This window comes from Dyadobacter sp. Leaf189 (assembly GCF_001424405.1).
Lineage (GTDB): Bacteria > Bacteroidota > Bacteroidia > Cytophagales > Spirosomataceae > Dyadobacter.
Window position 1 is genome coordinate 1,670,289 of the sequence record NZ_LMPS01000001.1, and the last position, 17,229, is coordinate 1,687,517.

13 protein-coding genes are annotated in these 17,229 nt (G+C 48.6%); 10 read left to right on the top strand and 3 right to left on the bottom strand.

The window, feature by feature from the left end; all coding sequences use genetic code 11:
* Positions 1-17 precede the first annotated feature (17 nt).
* The 6 genes from ASG33_RS07095 to ASG33_RS07120 are packed head-to-tail and all read left to right on the top strand — an operon-like array spanning position 18 to position 9,558.
* Entirely contained in the window at positions 18-476 is a 459-nt protein-coding gene (locus tag ASG33_RS07095) for a hypothetical protein (protein WP_056281804.1), read from the top strand.
* A 16-nt stretch (positions 477-492) separates the two neighbouring features.
* Complete coding sequence (locus tag ASG33_RS07100; RefSeq protein ID WP_056281807.1) at positions 493-2,061, top strand: hypothetical protein; 1,569 nt, start codon at positions 493-495, stop codon at positions 2,059-2,061.
* Between the two features lie 11 nt (positions 2,062-2,072).
* Positions 2,073-5,651: a hypothetical protein gene (locus ASG33_RS07105; protein WP_157474596.1), complete on the top strand. Its 3,579-nt coding sequence runs from the start codon at positions 2,073-2,075 to the stop codon at positions 5,649-5,651.
* Positions 5,648-7,192, top strand: coding sequence for an Hsp70 family protein (locus ASG33_RS07110; protein WP_082489096.1), 1,545 nt, complete (start codon positions 5,648-5,650; stop codon positions 7,190-7,192). Before ASG33_RS07105 ends, ASG33_RS07110 begins: the two co-directional genes overlap by 4 nt.
* A 6-nt stretch (positions 7,193-7,198) precedes the next feature.
* A complete protein-coding gene (locus ASG33_RS07115) occupies positions 7,199-9,268 on the top strand; it encodes a hypothetical protein (RefSeq protein WP_056281816.1) in 2,070 nt (689 codons plus the stop codon).
* Positions 9,265-9,558, top strand: a complete 294-nt coding sequence (locus ASG33_RS07120; protein ID WP_056281819.1) for a hypothetical protein — start codon at positions 9,265-9,267, stop codon at positions 9,556-9,558. The genes ASG33_RS07115 and ASG33_RS07120 overlap by 4 nt, the downstream gene beginning before the upstream one ends.
* A 4-nt stretch (positions 9,559-9,562) precedes the next feature.
* On the opposite strand, the gene ASG33_RS07125 is transcribed toward ASG33_RS07120, so the two are convergent.
* Both ASG33_RS07125 and ASG33_RS07130 read right to left on the bottom strand, forming a co-directional pair.
* A complete protein-coding gene (locus tag ASG33_RS07125) occupies positions 9,563-10,354 on the bottom strand; it encodes a hypothetical protein (protein ID WP_056281823.1) in 792 nt (263 codons plus the stop codon).
* A gap of 109 nt (positions 10,355-10,463) precedes the next feature.
* Complete coding sequence (locus ASG33_RS07130) at positions 10,464-11,411, bottom strand: hypothetical protein (protein WP_056281826.1); 948 nt, start codon at positions 11,409-11,411, stop codon at positions 10,464-10,466.
* A gap of 125 nt (positions 11,412-11,536) precedes the next feature.
* Here ASG33_RS07130 and ASG33_RS07135 point away from each other — a divergent pair, with 125 nt between their 5' ends.
* Positions 11,537-13,087, top strand: coding sequence for a caspase family protein (locus ASG33_RS07135; protein WP_056281830.1), 1,551 nt, complete (start codon positions 11,537-11,539; stop codon positions 13,085-13,087).
* A gap of 53 nt (positions 13,088-13,140) precedes the next feature.
* Here ASG33_RS07135 and ASG33_RS07140 read toward each other — a convergent pair whose 3' ends face one another.
* Positions 13,141-13,884, bottom strand: coding sequence for a hypothetical protein (locus tag ASG33_RS07140; RefSeq protein WP_157474598.1), 744 nt, complete (start codon positions 13,882-13,884; stop codon positions 13,141-13,143).
* A 257-nt stretch (positions 13,885-14,141) separates the two neighbouring features.
* Between ASG33_RS07140 and ASG33_RS07145 the strand changes: the two genes are divergently transcribed.
* The 3 genes from ASG33_RS07145 to ASG33_RS07155 are packed head-to-tail and all read left to right on the top strand — an operon-like array spanning position 14,142 to position 17,223.
* Entirely contained in the window at positions 14,142-14,723 is a 582-nt protein-coding gene (locus ASG33_RS07145; RefSeq protein ID WP_056281838.1) for a hypothetical protein, read from the top strand.
* Positions 14,724-14,773: 50 nt separating this feature from the next.
* On the top strand, positions 14,774-15,682 hold the full coding sequence (locus ASG33_RS07150; RefSeq protein WP_056281841.1) for a tetratricopeptide repeat protein: 909 nt from the start codon (positions 14,774-14,776) through the stop codon (positions 15,680-15,682).
* An 11-nt stretch (positions 15,683-15,693) separates the two neighbouring features.
* Entirely contained in the window at positions 15,694-17,223 is a 1,530-nt protein-coding gene (locus tag ASG33_RS07155) for a hypothetical protein (RefSeq protein WP_056281844.1), read from the top strand.
* Positions 17,224-17,229: the final 6 nt, after the last annotated feature.

Here is a 17,229-nt window from a genome sequence, read left to right on the forward strand (position 1 = left end):
TCAAAACCGCAACCAAAATGAACAAGAGTCCGATTAATTATTTGCTGACAGCCGTAACCGGCGCATTGCTATGGGTGATTTTTTCCATTTTTCTCGCCAGTTATTTTACCGAAAACCCGAGCCTGGCTGAAAAATATCCAGAAGAACTGGCCGCCGAGCTGCGGCTGGTTTTCGGCGCAGGTACTCTGCTGAGTATCATTTTCGCAGCCTATTGGTATTATTACGGAAGCCAGGAGAAAGTCGCGGGTGAGCTCTCGGCTGCAAAAACCAAATGGCGCACGATGTTTTTCGCGCAGGTGCTCATTGCTGTGGCGCTCGCATTCGCGATCGTGATCCGCAACCGGAACGAAGGGATCGAATCGCAATGGTTCGTGATTTACTTCCTGGTGCTTTCGGTGCTGACATTTACATTGTTCTGGCTCACTACATTTCTCTTTTCTCCCCGGACTGTCAAGTTCGTCCCATTCGGTAAATAGCTAAACTCCCGCCACCATGTTAAAAAATGTATTGATCGGAATCGGGGGAACCGGTTCCCGGGTTATTGAATCGGTTATTCACTTATGCGCGGCAGGACTTGGCCCGGATAAGCTGCACATTTTCATGATCGACCCCGATCAGGGAAATGGTAACCTGACCAGGACGCACACATTGATCAAAAATTACATTGAGCTCAGAAATAAGTTCCAGCGGACTGAAAACAACAATTCTTTCAAAACAGAAATTGTGATCCCGCCGGGCGACAAGCAGTTCGTCTGGAATATTTTCGAAGAGAGCAATTACACCCTCGCGAAATACATTAACTATGACAATATCGTCAAGACCAAACCGGAAATTGCGGATCTCGCGAATGTCCTGTTTACTGAAAAGGAGTTAAACACTTCCCTTAACAAAGGTTTTCGCGGGCATCCATCCATTGGCGCGGTGGTCATGGCAGATCCGCCGATGGAAGAATATCCTTTCAAAATGCTGTGGGACGGGATTGATGCTTTCGGGGAAAATGAACTGCGCGTGTTTATTGTCGGCTCCATATTTGGAGGAACGGGTGCAGCCGGGTTTCCGACGCTGGGTTCTCGCCAGCTGATCAAATTCAACGATACCATGCAGGCGACGCTGAGTGGAGAACAAAGCCGGGTTTTGCTGGGCGGCGCATTGGTATTGCCGTATTTTAGCTTTTCGGTAGACAGCGCCAGCAGCGCGGGCGAGCCGATGTTTGTCACGACCGGGGATTTTCCCATTGCGACCAAAGCGGCTTTGCAGTATTACAATGACAAGCAGCTCGGTTTTGACCAATATTACTTTATCGGTGATTCGCTGGCGCAAAAGGTTGGGGATTTCAGCACGGGCAGTTCAACCCAGCAAAACAAGCCGCATTACATTGAAATGGTCAGCGCGCTGGCCGGATTTGACTTTTTCAGCCAGCCTGCGCAGTTACCCGCAAACAACAAAAAATACTTTCTGGCCAGTCGGGAAACTGAGAAAATTAACTGGAATGTGCTCCCGCTCACGAGGGACAGTGCAGGCCTGACCGCCCATAAGCGCAAATTCAAAACTGCTCTTTCTGATTTCACGGTTTTTGCCTACGCCTATCTCACTTATGGAAAAAAGGAGCTTGGCAGGACGCACAACGAGGTTTCCATGCAAACCTGGTACCGGGAAAATTTCGGCCGCATTTTGAAGGAAGATAACCACCTGCATAACCCGCGGCACAATCAGAATAATGACCTGTACGCGGCTGCGGATTATTTTCTGAATGCGTTTTTGTACTGGATAGCCTCCATGGATGATGGTGAGACCGTTTTTCTGATCGACAGCAAAAAGCTGGTAAACGGGTCGATCACGCCCAATAAAAAGCTTGACCTTTTTGATCCCGACACCAACATCGGGAACATTGGCGAACTGATCAAAGGCGATTCCAAGCGCAAGACTTTTCACGCGTTCCTGGGAGACGACGGACTTCAGGATGCCATTATCAGGGACAATATCACTGCTGGCAGCAAATATCTGAACATCTTTTTTGACGCAGCTGCCAGGTTTAATCGCAAAAATCAGGTCAACAATTAACGCGCTGATCCATGTCACAGAAACATTTATATCTCCCTAAATTGGCTGCGGGCGCTGAAATCAGCGAACCTGCTGCGGATGCACTCTGGGAGGACAAGCAACGAAGGGTAATCACCGACATAGGAAACGGGATCGAAATAGACGAGTCTGCTCAAACGCGGGGCGTCTCGTCCATTCCCGACATTTACGCACGGCCACTTACTTTTCAGGGCGCGCTGAGTTCCGAAAAACATCCGCTCCGCGACCGCATTGTGCAGGAATGGAAAGGATTGCTAAGCTTGCTCGCATTGCATTCCGTGAAGCCGGATTTAGGAAAGCTGCAAATCTCGCCGGTCCAATTCAACGATGAGAAATTCTGCCGCGCGTTGGTGAACCTGGCGCCGAAACCCATCGAGCTGCAATCCAATGGTACCACTTATGCGTGGACGGACATTCTGATCATTAAGTTCGGGGATATCGCGATCGGTGCAATGTCGCCGGCTACGTTGGTTTACACCTCGGCCGACTACAACCGAAAGTTGAAAGACCTTCGCGGATTTTCACTGAAAGACAGCGAAGGTTATCTGCGGCCGCCGCTGAAATATGAGGGGCTGGAATATGTGGGCAAATGGCTGGAAGATTTCCTTGACAAATTCAACAGGATCGCGCAGACCAATGACACACCTTCTCAGGGTCACATTTACATTGGTGACATTAACCGCCTGCTGGCCGACTGGCTTAAAGAAATCAAGCAGGAGCTGGGCCTTGCTCAGGATAAGATTATCCAGTCCAATAAGGTGAAAGTAGCAGAGGAAATGCCCGAGGCGATCCGCCGGAATCCGCCTGCATTTCTGTCGCGTTACGAGATTTATCAGCACATACTTACGCCGCTTGTGGAAGGGGATGTGGATAGCGAACGGACGAAGTCCGATTACAGCCTTTCTATGTCGCGTAATAAGTCGGGTTATCTCGAAAACAAATCGGGATACAAGGAAGTGGTTGTCATCACGCCCTCGCTGCTGTCGCAAAACAAAACTTTGTGGGACGGGTTAACGCCCCGCGAGCTGGGTGACGATACGCATTCGCTGGTAAGCAAATTCTTCAATGAAGAATCCGGTGCATTTATCAATAACATCAACCTTAAAAACCACGACTCGATCTGGATCAGACCCGAGCTTTATTTCCTGACAGACTCGCTGTTGAAGAATAAAACGGACGACGATATCCTGAATACGTCCGAGTCATTTTTGAATGGAAACGAAACAGAATTCATTCTGCCGTTCAGGAAAGAAATCCTTTATTTCTTCACCCCGGACGATATTCAGGAGAAACTGAAACCACGCTTTGTCAAGACAGACGAAAAGGTGATTTTTTCTTTCTTCCTGCCGCTGATCGACGGGCAGCGTGTGGAAATCAAAAAGACATTCAGGACGGCCAAGTCGGGTTTGCAGAAAGGGGAGGGCGAAATTGTGGAAGTGGAAGTGCCTGTCCTGGAAATCTTCCCGGACTATCTTGGCGATTTCTGGTGCCAGTATTTCATGCTGTGTTCCAACATTGATACTTTCAAAATCGCGCCCCTGAATTTTGCGGAGCATATCACAGTCTCGCAGAAAGAACAAAAAATAGAAACCAATCAGGATCGTGAACGGGCCGAGATCATCCGCATTTCGGGATATAACTCGTTCCCGGAGGCGGTTTCCATTAATAGCGCCAACCGGGGCAATCAGGCTTATGGTCTCGTTTTGCTCAGCAGGAACCCGGATGTAGAGGGTAAACAATTTACCGGCAAAAGCATTGTTGGCGTTGACCTGGGGACTTCCAACACGAATATTTATCGCTACTCCAATGAAAATACTAAGCGGTGGGTTTTCAGCTTTTCGAAGTATGTGCGATCCATCCTGAACTCGGACCCGCAGTCGCAGGGAGGAAACAGTGTGAAAAAAGAGAAGTCGAAAAGGGAAAAGATCACGCGCGCATTTTTCGTCCCCACCGAAGACCAGCATCTGCCTATCCCGACGTTGCTGCGAATTTTCAAGGCGGGAATTACAAAGGATATTCTGCTTGACCAGTTCATTTATTTTCCAAGCGAGCCCGAATATCCCAATTATGTTTTCACAGATATAAAGTGGCACGAGGATACGACCAACATGATCGCATTCATCCGTTCCACCATTTTCCTGGTTATTGTTGATCTTTTGCAAAACCGGACGGGAAAAATCGAGTTCAGGTGCACTTATCCCAAGTCTTATTCGGATGATAAAGTCCGCGCGATGAAAAGGGCCTGGACCGAGGCGCTTGAAAATTTTGTGCATGTAGCCGAAGACGGAGACAAGGAAATTCCGGAAGGAAAATTCATCTGGGTGGAAAAACGCCGTTTTGACGAGTACCAGGGCTTTTATAACATTACCACAAAGGATAATGGTAAAATCGTCATCAATACGCGGCCAAGCTTTACCACCGAGGGCATTGCGGCAGGAGAATATTTTTCCAGCGATCAGATCAATAATGATGGAACCAGCCCGGCAAACAAGGAAGATGGCGCGCTTTGCCTGGATGTAGGAGGCGGGACGACGGATTATAGTATTTGGTTTGACAGCAAGATCAGGCTGGATGCTTCGGTGAAACTGGCCGGTAAGCAGATCGCCAATTTGCTTAAAAACAATTCCAGGGTAAGGGCATTGCTATTTACAAATGAATCAGCGGCTGCCCTGAATGAGGTGAAGGATGATTCGCTCCTGTTCTTTTCCAGGCTGAATTTTGTGCTCCGGAAAGAAGAAAAATTGATCGCTTCCAATCTGAGCAGCAATGCCGGAAGCGTTGAAATCGCCTGGTTGCGGCGAATTCTGGCGATCGAGTTTGGTGCGCTGTCGTTTTACGCTGCGCACCTCTGCCTGGCCGTAGACGAGTTTCTGGACTCGGGCCTATCTAAGCGGGCCAAAGAGAATATTTTCAAGCTTCACTGGGGCGGTAATGCGGCCAAATTTATCAACTGGATCGACTATGGGCGGTATGAGCAGGATGGAATTGCTTCCCAGTTTCTGGACGGAATTTTCGCAAACACGATCTATGAAAAAAGCATTGGGAGCAGGGCTTTTCTGCCACTCAAAATCGGACAGATCCAATCTCCCGGACACAAGGATGAGGCGTCTGGAGGTATTGTGGTAATGGAAAAAGTGTCCGGCCCGGACGAACAATCCAGTGGGTCAGCGCGCAGCCTGATCCTGATCGATGACGATGTGGAGACGAAAGGCAGGCTGGAAGGATTGGTTCTGGGAGAACGTATCAATGTCAGCGGCAGGAAGTTCGAGCATTACGAAGTGATTGGTAAAAACGACTTTTTCAATGAAACCAGAAGCTTGTTCGAAAATACCGAACTGGTGCAGCTGGAAAGGTTTATTAGCCTCATTAACCGGGTCGGACGCAGTACAGGCCTCTTTCCGGAAGGCGCACAGATCAACCTTTCACTGGAAGAAAAGCTATCCATTAAGCAACGGGTAAAAAATGAGCTGGCCAAACAGGCTCAAAAAGGTCCGGATGAGCGTGATGTAGAGCCGGTGATTATATTGGAAGTCAAGTACTTGCTTGATATTTTAAGCCATAAAATGAAATGATCCCACGTGTAGGAATAGATCTCGGAACCACATTTTCGTGCATGAGCTATATTGACGAGCAGGGGCTTCCCGTGGTGATCAAAAACAGTGATAACCAGGAAACGACGCCTTCAGTAATCTGGTTTGATGGCAGGGTAGCATATGTCGGCAAAAAAGCAAACGACCGGAAGTTGCAGGCAAATTCACCTGTTTTTGAGTTTGTTAAAAGGGATATCGGCAAATCTGTGGCCAATCGCTATGTGATCGACGGCTATGACTACGGTGCGGCAGGAATGTCCGCCATTATCCTGAAAAAGCTGAAATACGACGCTTTCTATTTTTTCAAAAGACAAGGCTGGCTTTCTCCGGACGACAGTCTGCAAAACCTGGTGATACCCGCAGTGATTACAGTCCCCGCGTATTTCCGGGACAAGCAGCGGCACGAAACCCGGCTCGCAGGCATTGCAGCGGGCTTTGATGTGATTGCGATCGTAAATGAGCCCACAGCCGCGGCATTAACTTATGGTGTAGACCTGAATGCCGCCAAACGGATCCTCGTTTTCGACCTGGGCGGAGGCACATTTGATGTGAGTATCCTGGAAATAGCGGGTGGGAATGCAAAAGTGATCGCCTCTGACGGTGCCGATCAGTTGGGCGGGAAAGACTGGGATAAGCTGATCAAAGATTACCTTCTGGCTGAATTCGAGCGGCAAACAGGCCGCGAAGTTCCCGACGATCTTTGCTGGGACATCGACCAGCGTGCGAATGAAAGCAAGATCAATCTTACGGATCAGCAGGAAGTGAAAGTGTTCCTGAATGCAGAAGGAAGCACCGCAGAACTGATCCTGTTCAGGGAGCGCCCGACCGGAGGCGGCAATGTGCTTGATAATCTGATTTTTGATGATGAAGACGACGATTACGCGGGATTTTATTTCGAAGAACGCGCACAGGATTTAATGGCGATATGCAAGGCCATTATGCACAACATGCTCGATAAAGCTGGTTTTACCTGGAACGATATCGACGATATTGTGCTTGCGGGCGGCTCTTCAAGAATGCCCATGATCCCGAAAATGCTGGAACAGGTATCCCGTAAAAACGTGAGACGCAACATTCCCGGTTACAGCTTCGACACGGCCATCGCGCAGGGCGCCGCTCTTTATGCCAGGAACCGCGAGCGGGTCATTGATGTGGCTTCCAAATCCGTGGGGATCCAGATGAGGCAAGCGGGCAAAATGATCATTGAGCACCTGATCAGAAAGAACATGCCGCTGCCTGTAAGCATTACCGAAACTTTTCCAGCCGAAAAAAATACGACACTGAATATCTACGAGGGGGAAGACAGCACAGACCCGGAGCATTGCTATCCGAGGGGTAAGCTGCAGCTTGAAAATCCGGCCGGGAAAGTGATCGTCGGACTGGCGATTGATGCATTCGGGATCATCCACGCGTCCATTGATTCCAACGGCACCAAAGCTGAGCTGAGGATCCAGTCGGAGGAAGGCGAAATTGACATTACAGAGCTGAAAAGCAAAATCGACGCAATTGACCTAAGAGCATAACCAGATATGGAAAGTTCAGACGAGAAGATAATCCCGGGCACCGATAGTAGGCCAGGGGAGACTGGCCGGGCACAGGAGAAAATCATTCCCGGCGTGGGGACGCCCCGCGTGGATAAGCCCGATACGCCCACAAACCAAACCACTCCTCCAAGATCGCAGCCGGAAGAACCGGGGGAACAGACCGATGTGACCCAGCTTATTGCAGCTTCGACCCGTGCAGGCGGGCTGAACGAAATCCCGCACGATTTTGACAACCGGAATGGGTCGTGGAGCAGCATCAGCTCCTCCAATCCGTTCGAAATCCTATATCTGGATTATAAACAATATCGATCGATCACATCCGAAATGGTCCAGAAGAACTACCGGATCATCTCGGAATTCTGGGCGGATAAGCTGCTGATCATGAACAGGGGCGCGCGCGACCAGATCGAAAAAAAGTACACGGCCGTTGTCGTCAATGGCGCGGAAAGAAGATTGGAAGCAGCACTTAATAAGCTTAAAACGCCTGCAAGCCTGGAACTGAGCTTTCAGCAAGTAGACGGAAGGCGGCTTGAAACAGGTTTCGCCGCCATTTCCGAGCTGATTGAAATCTCTGTGCAGGATGGACATATCACCGAAAACCAGGCAAATGTCATTGTTGCAAAAGGTTTGAAAAACGGACTGGAAGCGCACGAAATAGAGGGCCGCATCATTTCCATTATTACTGAAAAAGGATTCAAACCCAGAAAAGAAGTTGATAAATCCCGCACGTTCAGAAATCTCTGGATGACGGAGGATGCCTGGACCGCTTATCAGAGACGGGATGTAAGAGTGGAGTGGCTGGTCGAATATGCGTCGACGCTTGAAGAACTGGGGGAGATCACATTCAGAAAGAAAACAGAGTCTGAATATTATCTCAGGAACGCGAATTATCTTCCGGCACTTGTCAACAGGGTAACTAACAGCGCCTCGCGCGCTGCTGAATTCGAGCGGATTATCGAGGAAGAAAAGGATACGGAAAAGAAATACCTTAAAATCCTTTATCACTTGCACCCGGCGCTCCCGTTCCGGTTCCGCGGATCGGTTTATAACGACATTCACAAGCTTTTCGACGATGCCACACTGGCCCCGGAATCTTTCTGGATGGCGGCGGCTTTGTTCTCAAAGGACCATTTTCGGATCTGGCTCAATGAGTCGGCGCCACAGGTGGCTATGCTCATGCCGGAGACAAATGATGTCATTGCTTTTCTGACATTCCTTTATGCAGTCAACAGGCACTATCCGTTTTACCTGAACAACACGAAATTCACCAGCCCGGAAGATCTCGCACGTGCGATGAAAGTGAACCAGGGCATTTGGGTAAATGTGGCCCAGCACATGGAGAACGGCTATCTTCCCGCCTGGTTTAAAGCAATCGGCCGGGCGGATATCAACAGCCGCTACAATGCGCACCTGGAAGCAATTATCAACGCTGGATTGTATGATGCAAAAGAACTGAAACTGGCTGCGGCACAAACGCTCATCCTGATCATCGACGCTTCGGTCGCCGTGCCGACGCTTAGTGCAGATATCAGTCAGATCGTTCTACCGGAAGTAGAGGGTGGGAGCGTGGTGCGGTCCGGCGTGCGGCTGCGCGTTCAAAACGCCGGATTTGTTAAAGCAGCGGTGAGGCTCGACACAGATATTGATGGTATCACTATTAGCGAAAATGAGTTGACATTCAACAGTTACGCGCATGAAAGTGAACGGGAGGTTGTGTTAATCGTCGACTCTTCCAGGCTGGTCAAGGACAGGCTTTACATGCTTAACTTAACCGTAAACACCTCTTACGGCGCGATCAGTATCCCGGTGCAGATCAGGGTTGTGTTTCCCAAACGTGCGGTTACCATCAAAGTGGCGCAATATGCTGCTGCGACAGCTTTGTATTTCAGTCTTTTCAGATACCTGGTGAGCTTGTTAATGAATTTCGACGGTTGGCTGGCGGGCTACGGCTATGTTACCGGAGAATATCCATTCCTGTTTTTTCTGCTTGTGGCAGGATTTACTGCGGGGGCCTTTTATTCTTTCAGATATGTTAAAAAATTGGAGAAAATATGAAAAAGAAGAAGTCTTATTTTTGGCCAGCTGCCCTTCTGGTTACTATCCTGGTTATCATAGGCGATTTTCTGGCGAGGGTCAGCTCTGTGTTATTTCTTCCTGTTGAAAGGCTCCTGTTTGTAACCCCCGGCATCTCCCCCGTCATCATGTGGGCGTTTCTGGGAATGATGCTGGGGGCCATTTATGGCTGTTACGTATCAATTAGAAAATTCAGGCTGGACAACAAACTGATTGTGATCCCAGTGGGCATATTCGTTGTCGTAATCAACCTGATGATCATTTTCTCTTAGGCAATCAGTTTACGCCGAATGCAAATGCGTCCACGGCGGTAGAGCCTGTGGAAGGTTTTCCGGTAAAGAAATATTCGCCCGGCAATAGCTTTCTGCCAGGAGTGATTTTATAAACACCGGCACTTTCTTTTGAGATGTCAAGACTGATAACAGACTCACCGGTTTTCATCCCGCTGAATGAGCTGGCAGCCATGGTAACAACTTCTCTTTTTCCTTTAACTGGTTTGAGTTGGTATAAAACCAGTTCGGGAAGCGCATCGCTGCCTGTGTTGATCAGGAAACTGTTGATCTGGTCGCTCTCAATGCGCAGGCCCGATTTATCGCCGTCGACCTGCAGGAGGATTTTACCGCCGCTGAACCCTTGGCGCGAGCGAATACCCGCCACCAGTTTTTCCAACGGTTGCGCATCTTTTTTGGCCGTGAGAAGATATACGTGGTTTAATAGAACGAGTGACCGGCTGCTGCTTTCGACAACTGGTTTCGCTTCCGATGTGGAAACGGCCACCGCTTTGGCCGCAGCAGGTTTTGCCGGTGAGCCTGACTGCTTTTCAATCATGGCTTTGATAACAGATTCATCAATTCCTGACTTTTTGAGTGTGACGAGGCCGGTAGGCGTGACATTGAATTTACAGACCGAAGTTTCAATGCTGGTTAAAATCACGTCAGAACTGAGACCGGCTTTGTGCATTTCAATAACGCCTTGATTGGTGAGGGCAGTTGAGGCGGTTTGGGCAAATACCGAAAGAGAGGAAAGAAGAAAAATGAAGGAGGAACAAAGGGCAAAAATAAATTTCATAAAATGGAAGTTTAAGATACGGCTATTAATAGGATTTCGGGCGAGAAGGTAAAATGCCCGTCGTGGGTTCAGAAATGCCGAGAAATAGATGATGTGCAATGCAGCAGCATTACATATTAGGAAGCACGACCCAGTAGAAGGTGACAACCCTTCTGCGCTTGTCGTTTTTCAGGGCGTCTTCTGTGAGTCCGGGCGGGAGTTCTTCTCCTCGTCCAAGGGTTTGCACGGTAATGTCTATCAGGTTGGAATGTTCCTTTTTACGGTCAGCAATAATGCGTTCCAGCAATTGCTTAACAGCCTCGGCGCGTAATTCGGACAGTTTGCGGTTAAGGTCAGGCTGAGTGGGCTCTGTCAGGTTTTCGGATTGCAACAGCTTTGAAGCAAGGTCCCTGTATAATGCTGACCCGGTTTCCACAGCTGTCGCATCGGAGTAACCGGTGACAATGATTTGTCCTTTCAGGCTGTTGAAGGCATTCTTGTATTTGTTCGCAAAGACATATAGCTTTTCTACGACGGGACCGAAGAGCCGCTGTCCTTCCCTGAACTGTTCGCGGATGAGCCTGTATTCACCCGGCCTGAACAAGGCGCCGATCTCTGACTTGGAAAAGGTTTCGCTTCCGAGAAAATCGACGATAACCTTTGTCTTTTCCTCCAAAATCCGGAGGATCTCGGCCGACTCGAACACCGTACGGCTGGCATTTGCCAGGATTTCGGCTTCTTTCTTGTTGCTTTTCTTGTCGCCGAAATCTTTCAGATCCTGCTGTGCTGCTTCCAGTTTTTGCGTGGTTTCATGGATTTCTTTGCGTTTCCCCGTCAGATAATTCTGAATGTCAATATTGGTGTTATGGTTGATCTTCTGCGTAGAATCGGCTTTGTTGGCCGTTTGGGACACTCTTTCCAGCATTGTCAGTGCATTTTGCTGCGACTCCAATGCAACTTTAAGCGCCAGGGAAGATTGTGATAATGCAGTACTCTTTTTTGCACATCCGGATAGGACTAAAATCAGTAAAAATCCGGGAAGCACGAACAGGAAGCGTGGTAAAAGTGCTTGATGCATAAGGGAATTAAGTGAGGTAGGGGTTTCGTGGATAAAAATTAAAGTGTATTGATTACAACACCAAGCTTACCACCCATTTTACCTGTTTATTTTTTAGTTTTGAGATAGCGCCCTATCGAACCTCTATGAAAAATTTGTGTGCCTTCCTTCTTCTTGTTGCGATTCCCGGCTTTGCACAGCAGTCTGAAGGGATCAGCTGGCGCGCGTTGTTTGAGATCCATGATGCCCGCGACCGGGTTTCAAGAGAGGCCAGGATCAGTTCGCGCTTGTTTCAGCAAAGTCCGGAAAGATCGAATATCTGGCGCAGGAACAGGTACGGTAATGGAACAACCGGCAATAAGAAATGGACCGAAGAAATTCACCTGAATGCCGAAAAACCAGAAACGCTGATCTTCATTACCAATGAGCCCGCCGAATATGACAGGCTGGTGCAATCACTTACCAGCGGGAATGAAGTTTCCAATGCGGAGGGGCAGGGATTTCAAATGCTGGAAACAAAAACGTTCCCGAGTGGACGGACAATGTCAAGTTTTTCAAAGGGTAGCCGCCTCGTTGAAGTGCTTTCCAACCAAAAGGGTGGTGCGCGCGAGTGGATTTTTCAATTGTCCAAAACAGAGACCGCAGCCCCTGTCGCTGCGAAAGATCAAACTCCACCGGAGATTACGATCATAGAACCAAAACTGGCACAAACGCGCTCACTGGTCGAGGTGAAGCTGAGCCGGGTTTTTGTTAAGGTAAAGGTTACTGACGACAGTGGTGTCAGAAGCGTGATGATGGACGACAAGGCGGTAAAGCCCGACTTGGATGGTACCTATAATGCCGTGTTTACTCTTCCCCCCAATCTTTCCCAAAAAACGGTTGAAATCCGGGCAACGGATCACGCCGGCAATGTCGCTTCGGTTCAGGTAATACTCAAATCACCTGCTCAGGTGCCCCTTTCCGCCGGAGACGAAGCCGACTTTGATGACATTGCCCAAGGTCGTTATTATGCGCTCATTATCTCCGTCCAGAACTACCAGCCTGGCATTCAAGCGCTTTCGAACCCGCATAAGGATGGAGAGGCGCTTTCCAAAGTGCTTTTGAGCCGGTATAAATTCAATCCTTCCGATGTGTTTACGCTCAAAGATCCGACGGTAGCGGAATTGGGACAAGCTTTGGAAAAGCTGAAAGCAAACCTTACCAAACGGGATAACCTGCTGATTTTCTTTTCCGGTCATGGTGAATGGGATGAAAAGATTGGACAGGGTTACTGGCTTTTAAAGGATGCTGAGCCTCAGAATCAGGCTACCTGGATCTCCAACTCCACAGTCAAGGATTACATTCGCGGGATCAATTCCCGGCATACGTTGCTGGTCACCGACGCTTGTTTTGGAGGTAGCATTTCGACAAAAGGCACGGATGATGCGGCCGAGAAAAAGATTTACAAACTGCCAAGCCGCATCGCCATCACCAGCGGAAATCTGGAAAAAGTGCCTGATAACAGTGTCTTTATGAAATATTTCCTGGAAAGGCTGCGCGAGAACAATAGTAAATACATGCCAGCCCTCACATTTTTCAGCTCCTTTTACACGGCTGTGATCAGTAACTCGGGTGAGAACACGCCTCATCAGCCGCAGTACAGCCGCATTGATAACACCGGTCACCAGGGGGGCGATTTTATTTTTACCCTGAAATAAATGCGTAAAGCCTGGCTAAAATGTGCCGGGCGATACTGCGCTCAAACCTATCCCTAGTTTTTTCTGAAAAGTTGTTCGCGGGAGTCTCCCCGAGCATTTTCATAAGCATTCACCCGATGTCCGGAAGTCAGCCTGAATGTGTTACCTGATTCAGAAAAGCCGTCGCTGTCGTAGAAAGCCCGGCCGGTGTTGACCGGAATGAGATCGTCATTTACGTCGCCGTAATCATCCAGCATGACAATTGCATTTTCCAGATTTTTGATGCCGCTCGCCGTCACTTCTCCGGAATACACTTCCAGCATTCTTGCCTTGGTACTGTTGTAAGTGTACTTTGTCTCGGTAATAATAAAAATCGTAAAAAAGTTGCCACTCCCTGCAATATACGCGCCATCCTGCCCGATAGCTTCGCCGCGCAGATCGCCGGAAAAAGTATAATTCTTTGTATCCAGCGAGATAGTAAGCTTTTTAGAATCCTGATTGTACAGCCTCACTTTATAATCATTGAAACGGTGCCCTACTTTGTAGTAGTCGTTTGGTACTTCGGTGTGGGTCATAATCATGGGAGAGAGCCAGTATGTTCCTTCCAGGGCGGGCGGCCTGGTGCCCTCATTTACATCCACGCCCATTTCCCGGATCTTGTCAATGGTTTGCTGTGGAACATTGCTGCGAATGGCTTCACTAAATGGTTCTTCAGGCTGTGGGTCGTTGTTTTTGCAGGCGCCGAATGTGAGGGCAATTCCCATAATAAGTACCAGGCGAAGGCTGAAAATTTGCTGGAATAGCGTTGTTGTTTTCATGATTTTGAAAGTTAAAATGGATGGTTGATTTTGCGTATCAGTGATACATCGCAGAAGTCCATCGATTTTCATTTTCATCCAGAAAAAAAATTGAGTTTTTTTTTCTGGAACACTTTACTTTCCAGTCCCACAGGTTTATTAATCAGATATATAGTCCTCTCTTTTCATTAAACATCCGGTTCAAAAAAGTCCGGCTGGAAAAATGAAAACTTTGGCGATTCTTCGATATATTTTGGTTACTAAACCTTCTTCTATTCATGACCACAGAAAAGCGGCCTTGTCCGGAATACAAAACGGACGCAGAATTATTAGAGGCCTTTCTAAAAAAGCTGGATAAGGCATATACATGCCTGTTGCACATTTGTTACACGCAGATTATCCCCAGTCTGAAAAGGAAAAATCTTCCTCTTCAAAAAGACGTGGAAGATATTGTAATCAATGCGCTGACGGAAGTGATCGTGAAAACGGATGTTTACGGCTCTCTGAAGCAACTATTATGGACCGTCAGCAACCTGCGCCTGATTGACTGGATCCGCAGGTTTGCGTCGTATGATGAGGAGGGAGAGGTGATTGTGAAAGAAAATACGAAAGAAAGCTGGGGCCTGTTTGAATCGTTGTTTGTTCAGGCCGATCCAATCATGGAAATCGCGTTTGAAGACGAATTCCGTTCTTTCCGACGAACGCTGAACGACCGCGAAGAAGAGCTGCTCAGGCTGCTATCGGAGGGTAAAACCGAGGAGATGATTGTGGTCATGATGGATTTGAAAGCTGGAACTGTGGACAACCTTAAATCGAGGGTGAAAAGAAGCTATCTGCAGTTTTTCAACATCAATAAATAATTCAGACGCGGCAGATTGTCGGCAAAGAATAAAATTAAAAACTTCTGAAAGTGGAAAATTTAAGCCAGGAAGAAATAAATCAGATCCAGCTCTATGTGCACCAGCTCATGGAAGCTGAGGAACGGAAAAGATTTGAATTAAGAATGCAGTCGGACCCGGCATTTGCTGAGGAAGTTGAAATCCGGCGCATTGCTCAAATATACCGTTTCACGAAAGTAAAGGACCATTTATTGGAACTGCGAGACCAGATGATGGCAAATGGCCAGCTTTCCCGCGAAAAGGAGGATTTGCCCCTCAAAGAGATTCCGCTGCTAAGGCCGCAGCAGGATAGCACGCCGGAAAAGGAAACGCAGGTGGTGTCTCTCTGGCCTACGCGGCTCGCTGCGGCTGCAGTGGTCCTGATCGTGCTGGGTTTTGGCGCGTGGCTTTGGAATAGTCAGAAACACACCGGTGACAATGTTGCCACAGATAGCAACGAGGAGAACGTGATCAATCCGAGTGCCGCAGACATGGTAGCAGTGTTTATCAGCGAAGCTTCTCAGCCGCGCGGAAATGTTCCCCGAAAGCTCAAAAAGGCGGTAGGCGCATTTGAAAACCAGCAAACCGACGAGGCGATCAGGTTGCTGAAAAACAGAAGGTTAAGTTTGTTACCGCGAAAAAAAGATGAATACGGCGCAGGGGAAAAAGGGGTCCAGGAGAACACAGATCCCGTGCTGGAATCTTTCCGGAAATTCTACCTGGGCGTAAGTTATTTGTCCAAAGGGGAAGCAGCGCGCGCATTGACTTATTTGCAGGAAGTGAAAAATCCGTTGCGGGACGAAGCGCGTTGGTATACTGCATTAGCCCATCTCAAAAACAACGACCCTGGCAAAGCCCGCGTGATCCTGCAATCCATTAAAAATGATAGCGCTTCGAAATTCAACACAGAAGCCGGGCAGTTATTGAATGAATTGAAATAAAGCACTGGTATATGAGAATACTGCCGTTCTTCCTATTCAGCCTGTTCCATGTAGCATTCGGTCAGGCGATTTCGCGGGAGGCTGAGCTGGAAGTCAATGATTCTGCTTACCATAGCATAGAAGTTGCGAATATGCTTTTCGGTGCGGAGGGAAATGCTGCTGTGCCAAAAAGTTTTAGCATGCGGATGTATTGTCCCGTTTCGCCCATTACTGCTACCGGGGGACTTGGCTGGAGTGCGGCTATCGGCAAAGCAATGAGCATTCAGGTAGGGATTGAAAGAAAATGGAACCGGGAGCAAACTGAGAAATACGCCTTTTCACCCTATTTTTTATTTGATATGCTGCCAAAATCCTCCCCGGTAAGCTGCAAGCTTCAAAAAGACTGGATGAGGCAAACGCAGGATCTGCTTACGAAGGTCGGGATAGTCAGGCTTGCAGATTACCGCGAAAAAGCTGCGGATTGTCACCGTCAGCCGTCGATGGAGCTGCTCAACGGGGTAGACCGCTTTCGGATCCGCGCCATGACGAGGCTATTTACTAGTGACCAGATAAATGCGCAGCAAAGCATCGGGCAGAAGCAATTTGTGATGAAACGCAGTCTGGGGCGCAAGCATCCGGTCGTCCTATGCATGCTGGCCGGTGAAGCATTTGAAAAACTGAAAACAGACCAATGGGTGCCACGCGCATCCGCGCAGGAGCTAAGGACAGTCGTGGTAACTGGCTATGACGATCAGAAACAGGCATTTGAAATCACGCATCCGGCCGGGAAAAATTGGGGTAGGGGTGGCTTTGCCTGGTTGCGTTATGCCGATCTTGCGTACGCAAAGTATGCCTTTGAGATCACGATGGAAGACGGGCTGGTGCCTGCTCAAAAATCGGTGGCCCAGGCTCCTGCACGTCAACAAACGCTAACTGGCAACTCCACTTCAAAACATGCGGCCATGCGGGGTTCGCTGCAGCTTAATGTGGTAAATGAGCAGGGGGCTTATGTGCCTGTTATATTGAACCTGCATGCGGATGGATATTACGAGACGGGCAGAGGATATGATGTGCAGTCGCAATTCCGGTTGGTTGGCTCCGCCACTGCCAGCAGCTTCTTATATGTAGTGGGTGTTGATCCCGAGGGCGGGGCGCAACTGCATTATCCTTATCAGAAGAAAACAGATGCGGGTGTTACAGAACATTCATCGCCCTTACTGGCCGAAGCTGGGAGCGAGGTGGTTATTCCAGAGCCTGTCCTGCATTACGAAGCGAATGGAAGGCAAACCAGGCGCGAGCAGGTTTTTATCAAAGAACAAGCGGGAACGGACTGGCTCCTGGCCATTTACAGCGCCACCAGACGGGATCGGGAAATTGAATCACTTGTTGAAAAGCTGAAAGGACATTCCGCCGATTTTCCGTTGCGCTTGCAGCAGGTTTTTGGAGAATATCTTGCTCCTAAATCGCTTATCAATTTTGACAAGGAGCACATGAAATTCGTTGCCGGCGCATTGCCTGAAAGGTTCGTCGTGCCCATTATCCTGAAACTGGAAGGGCATTAAATAATT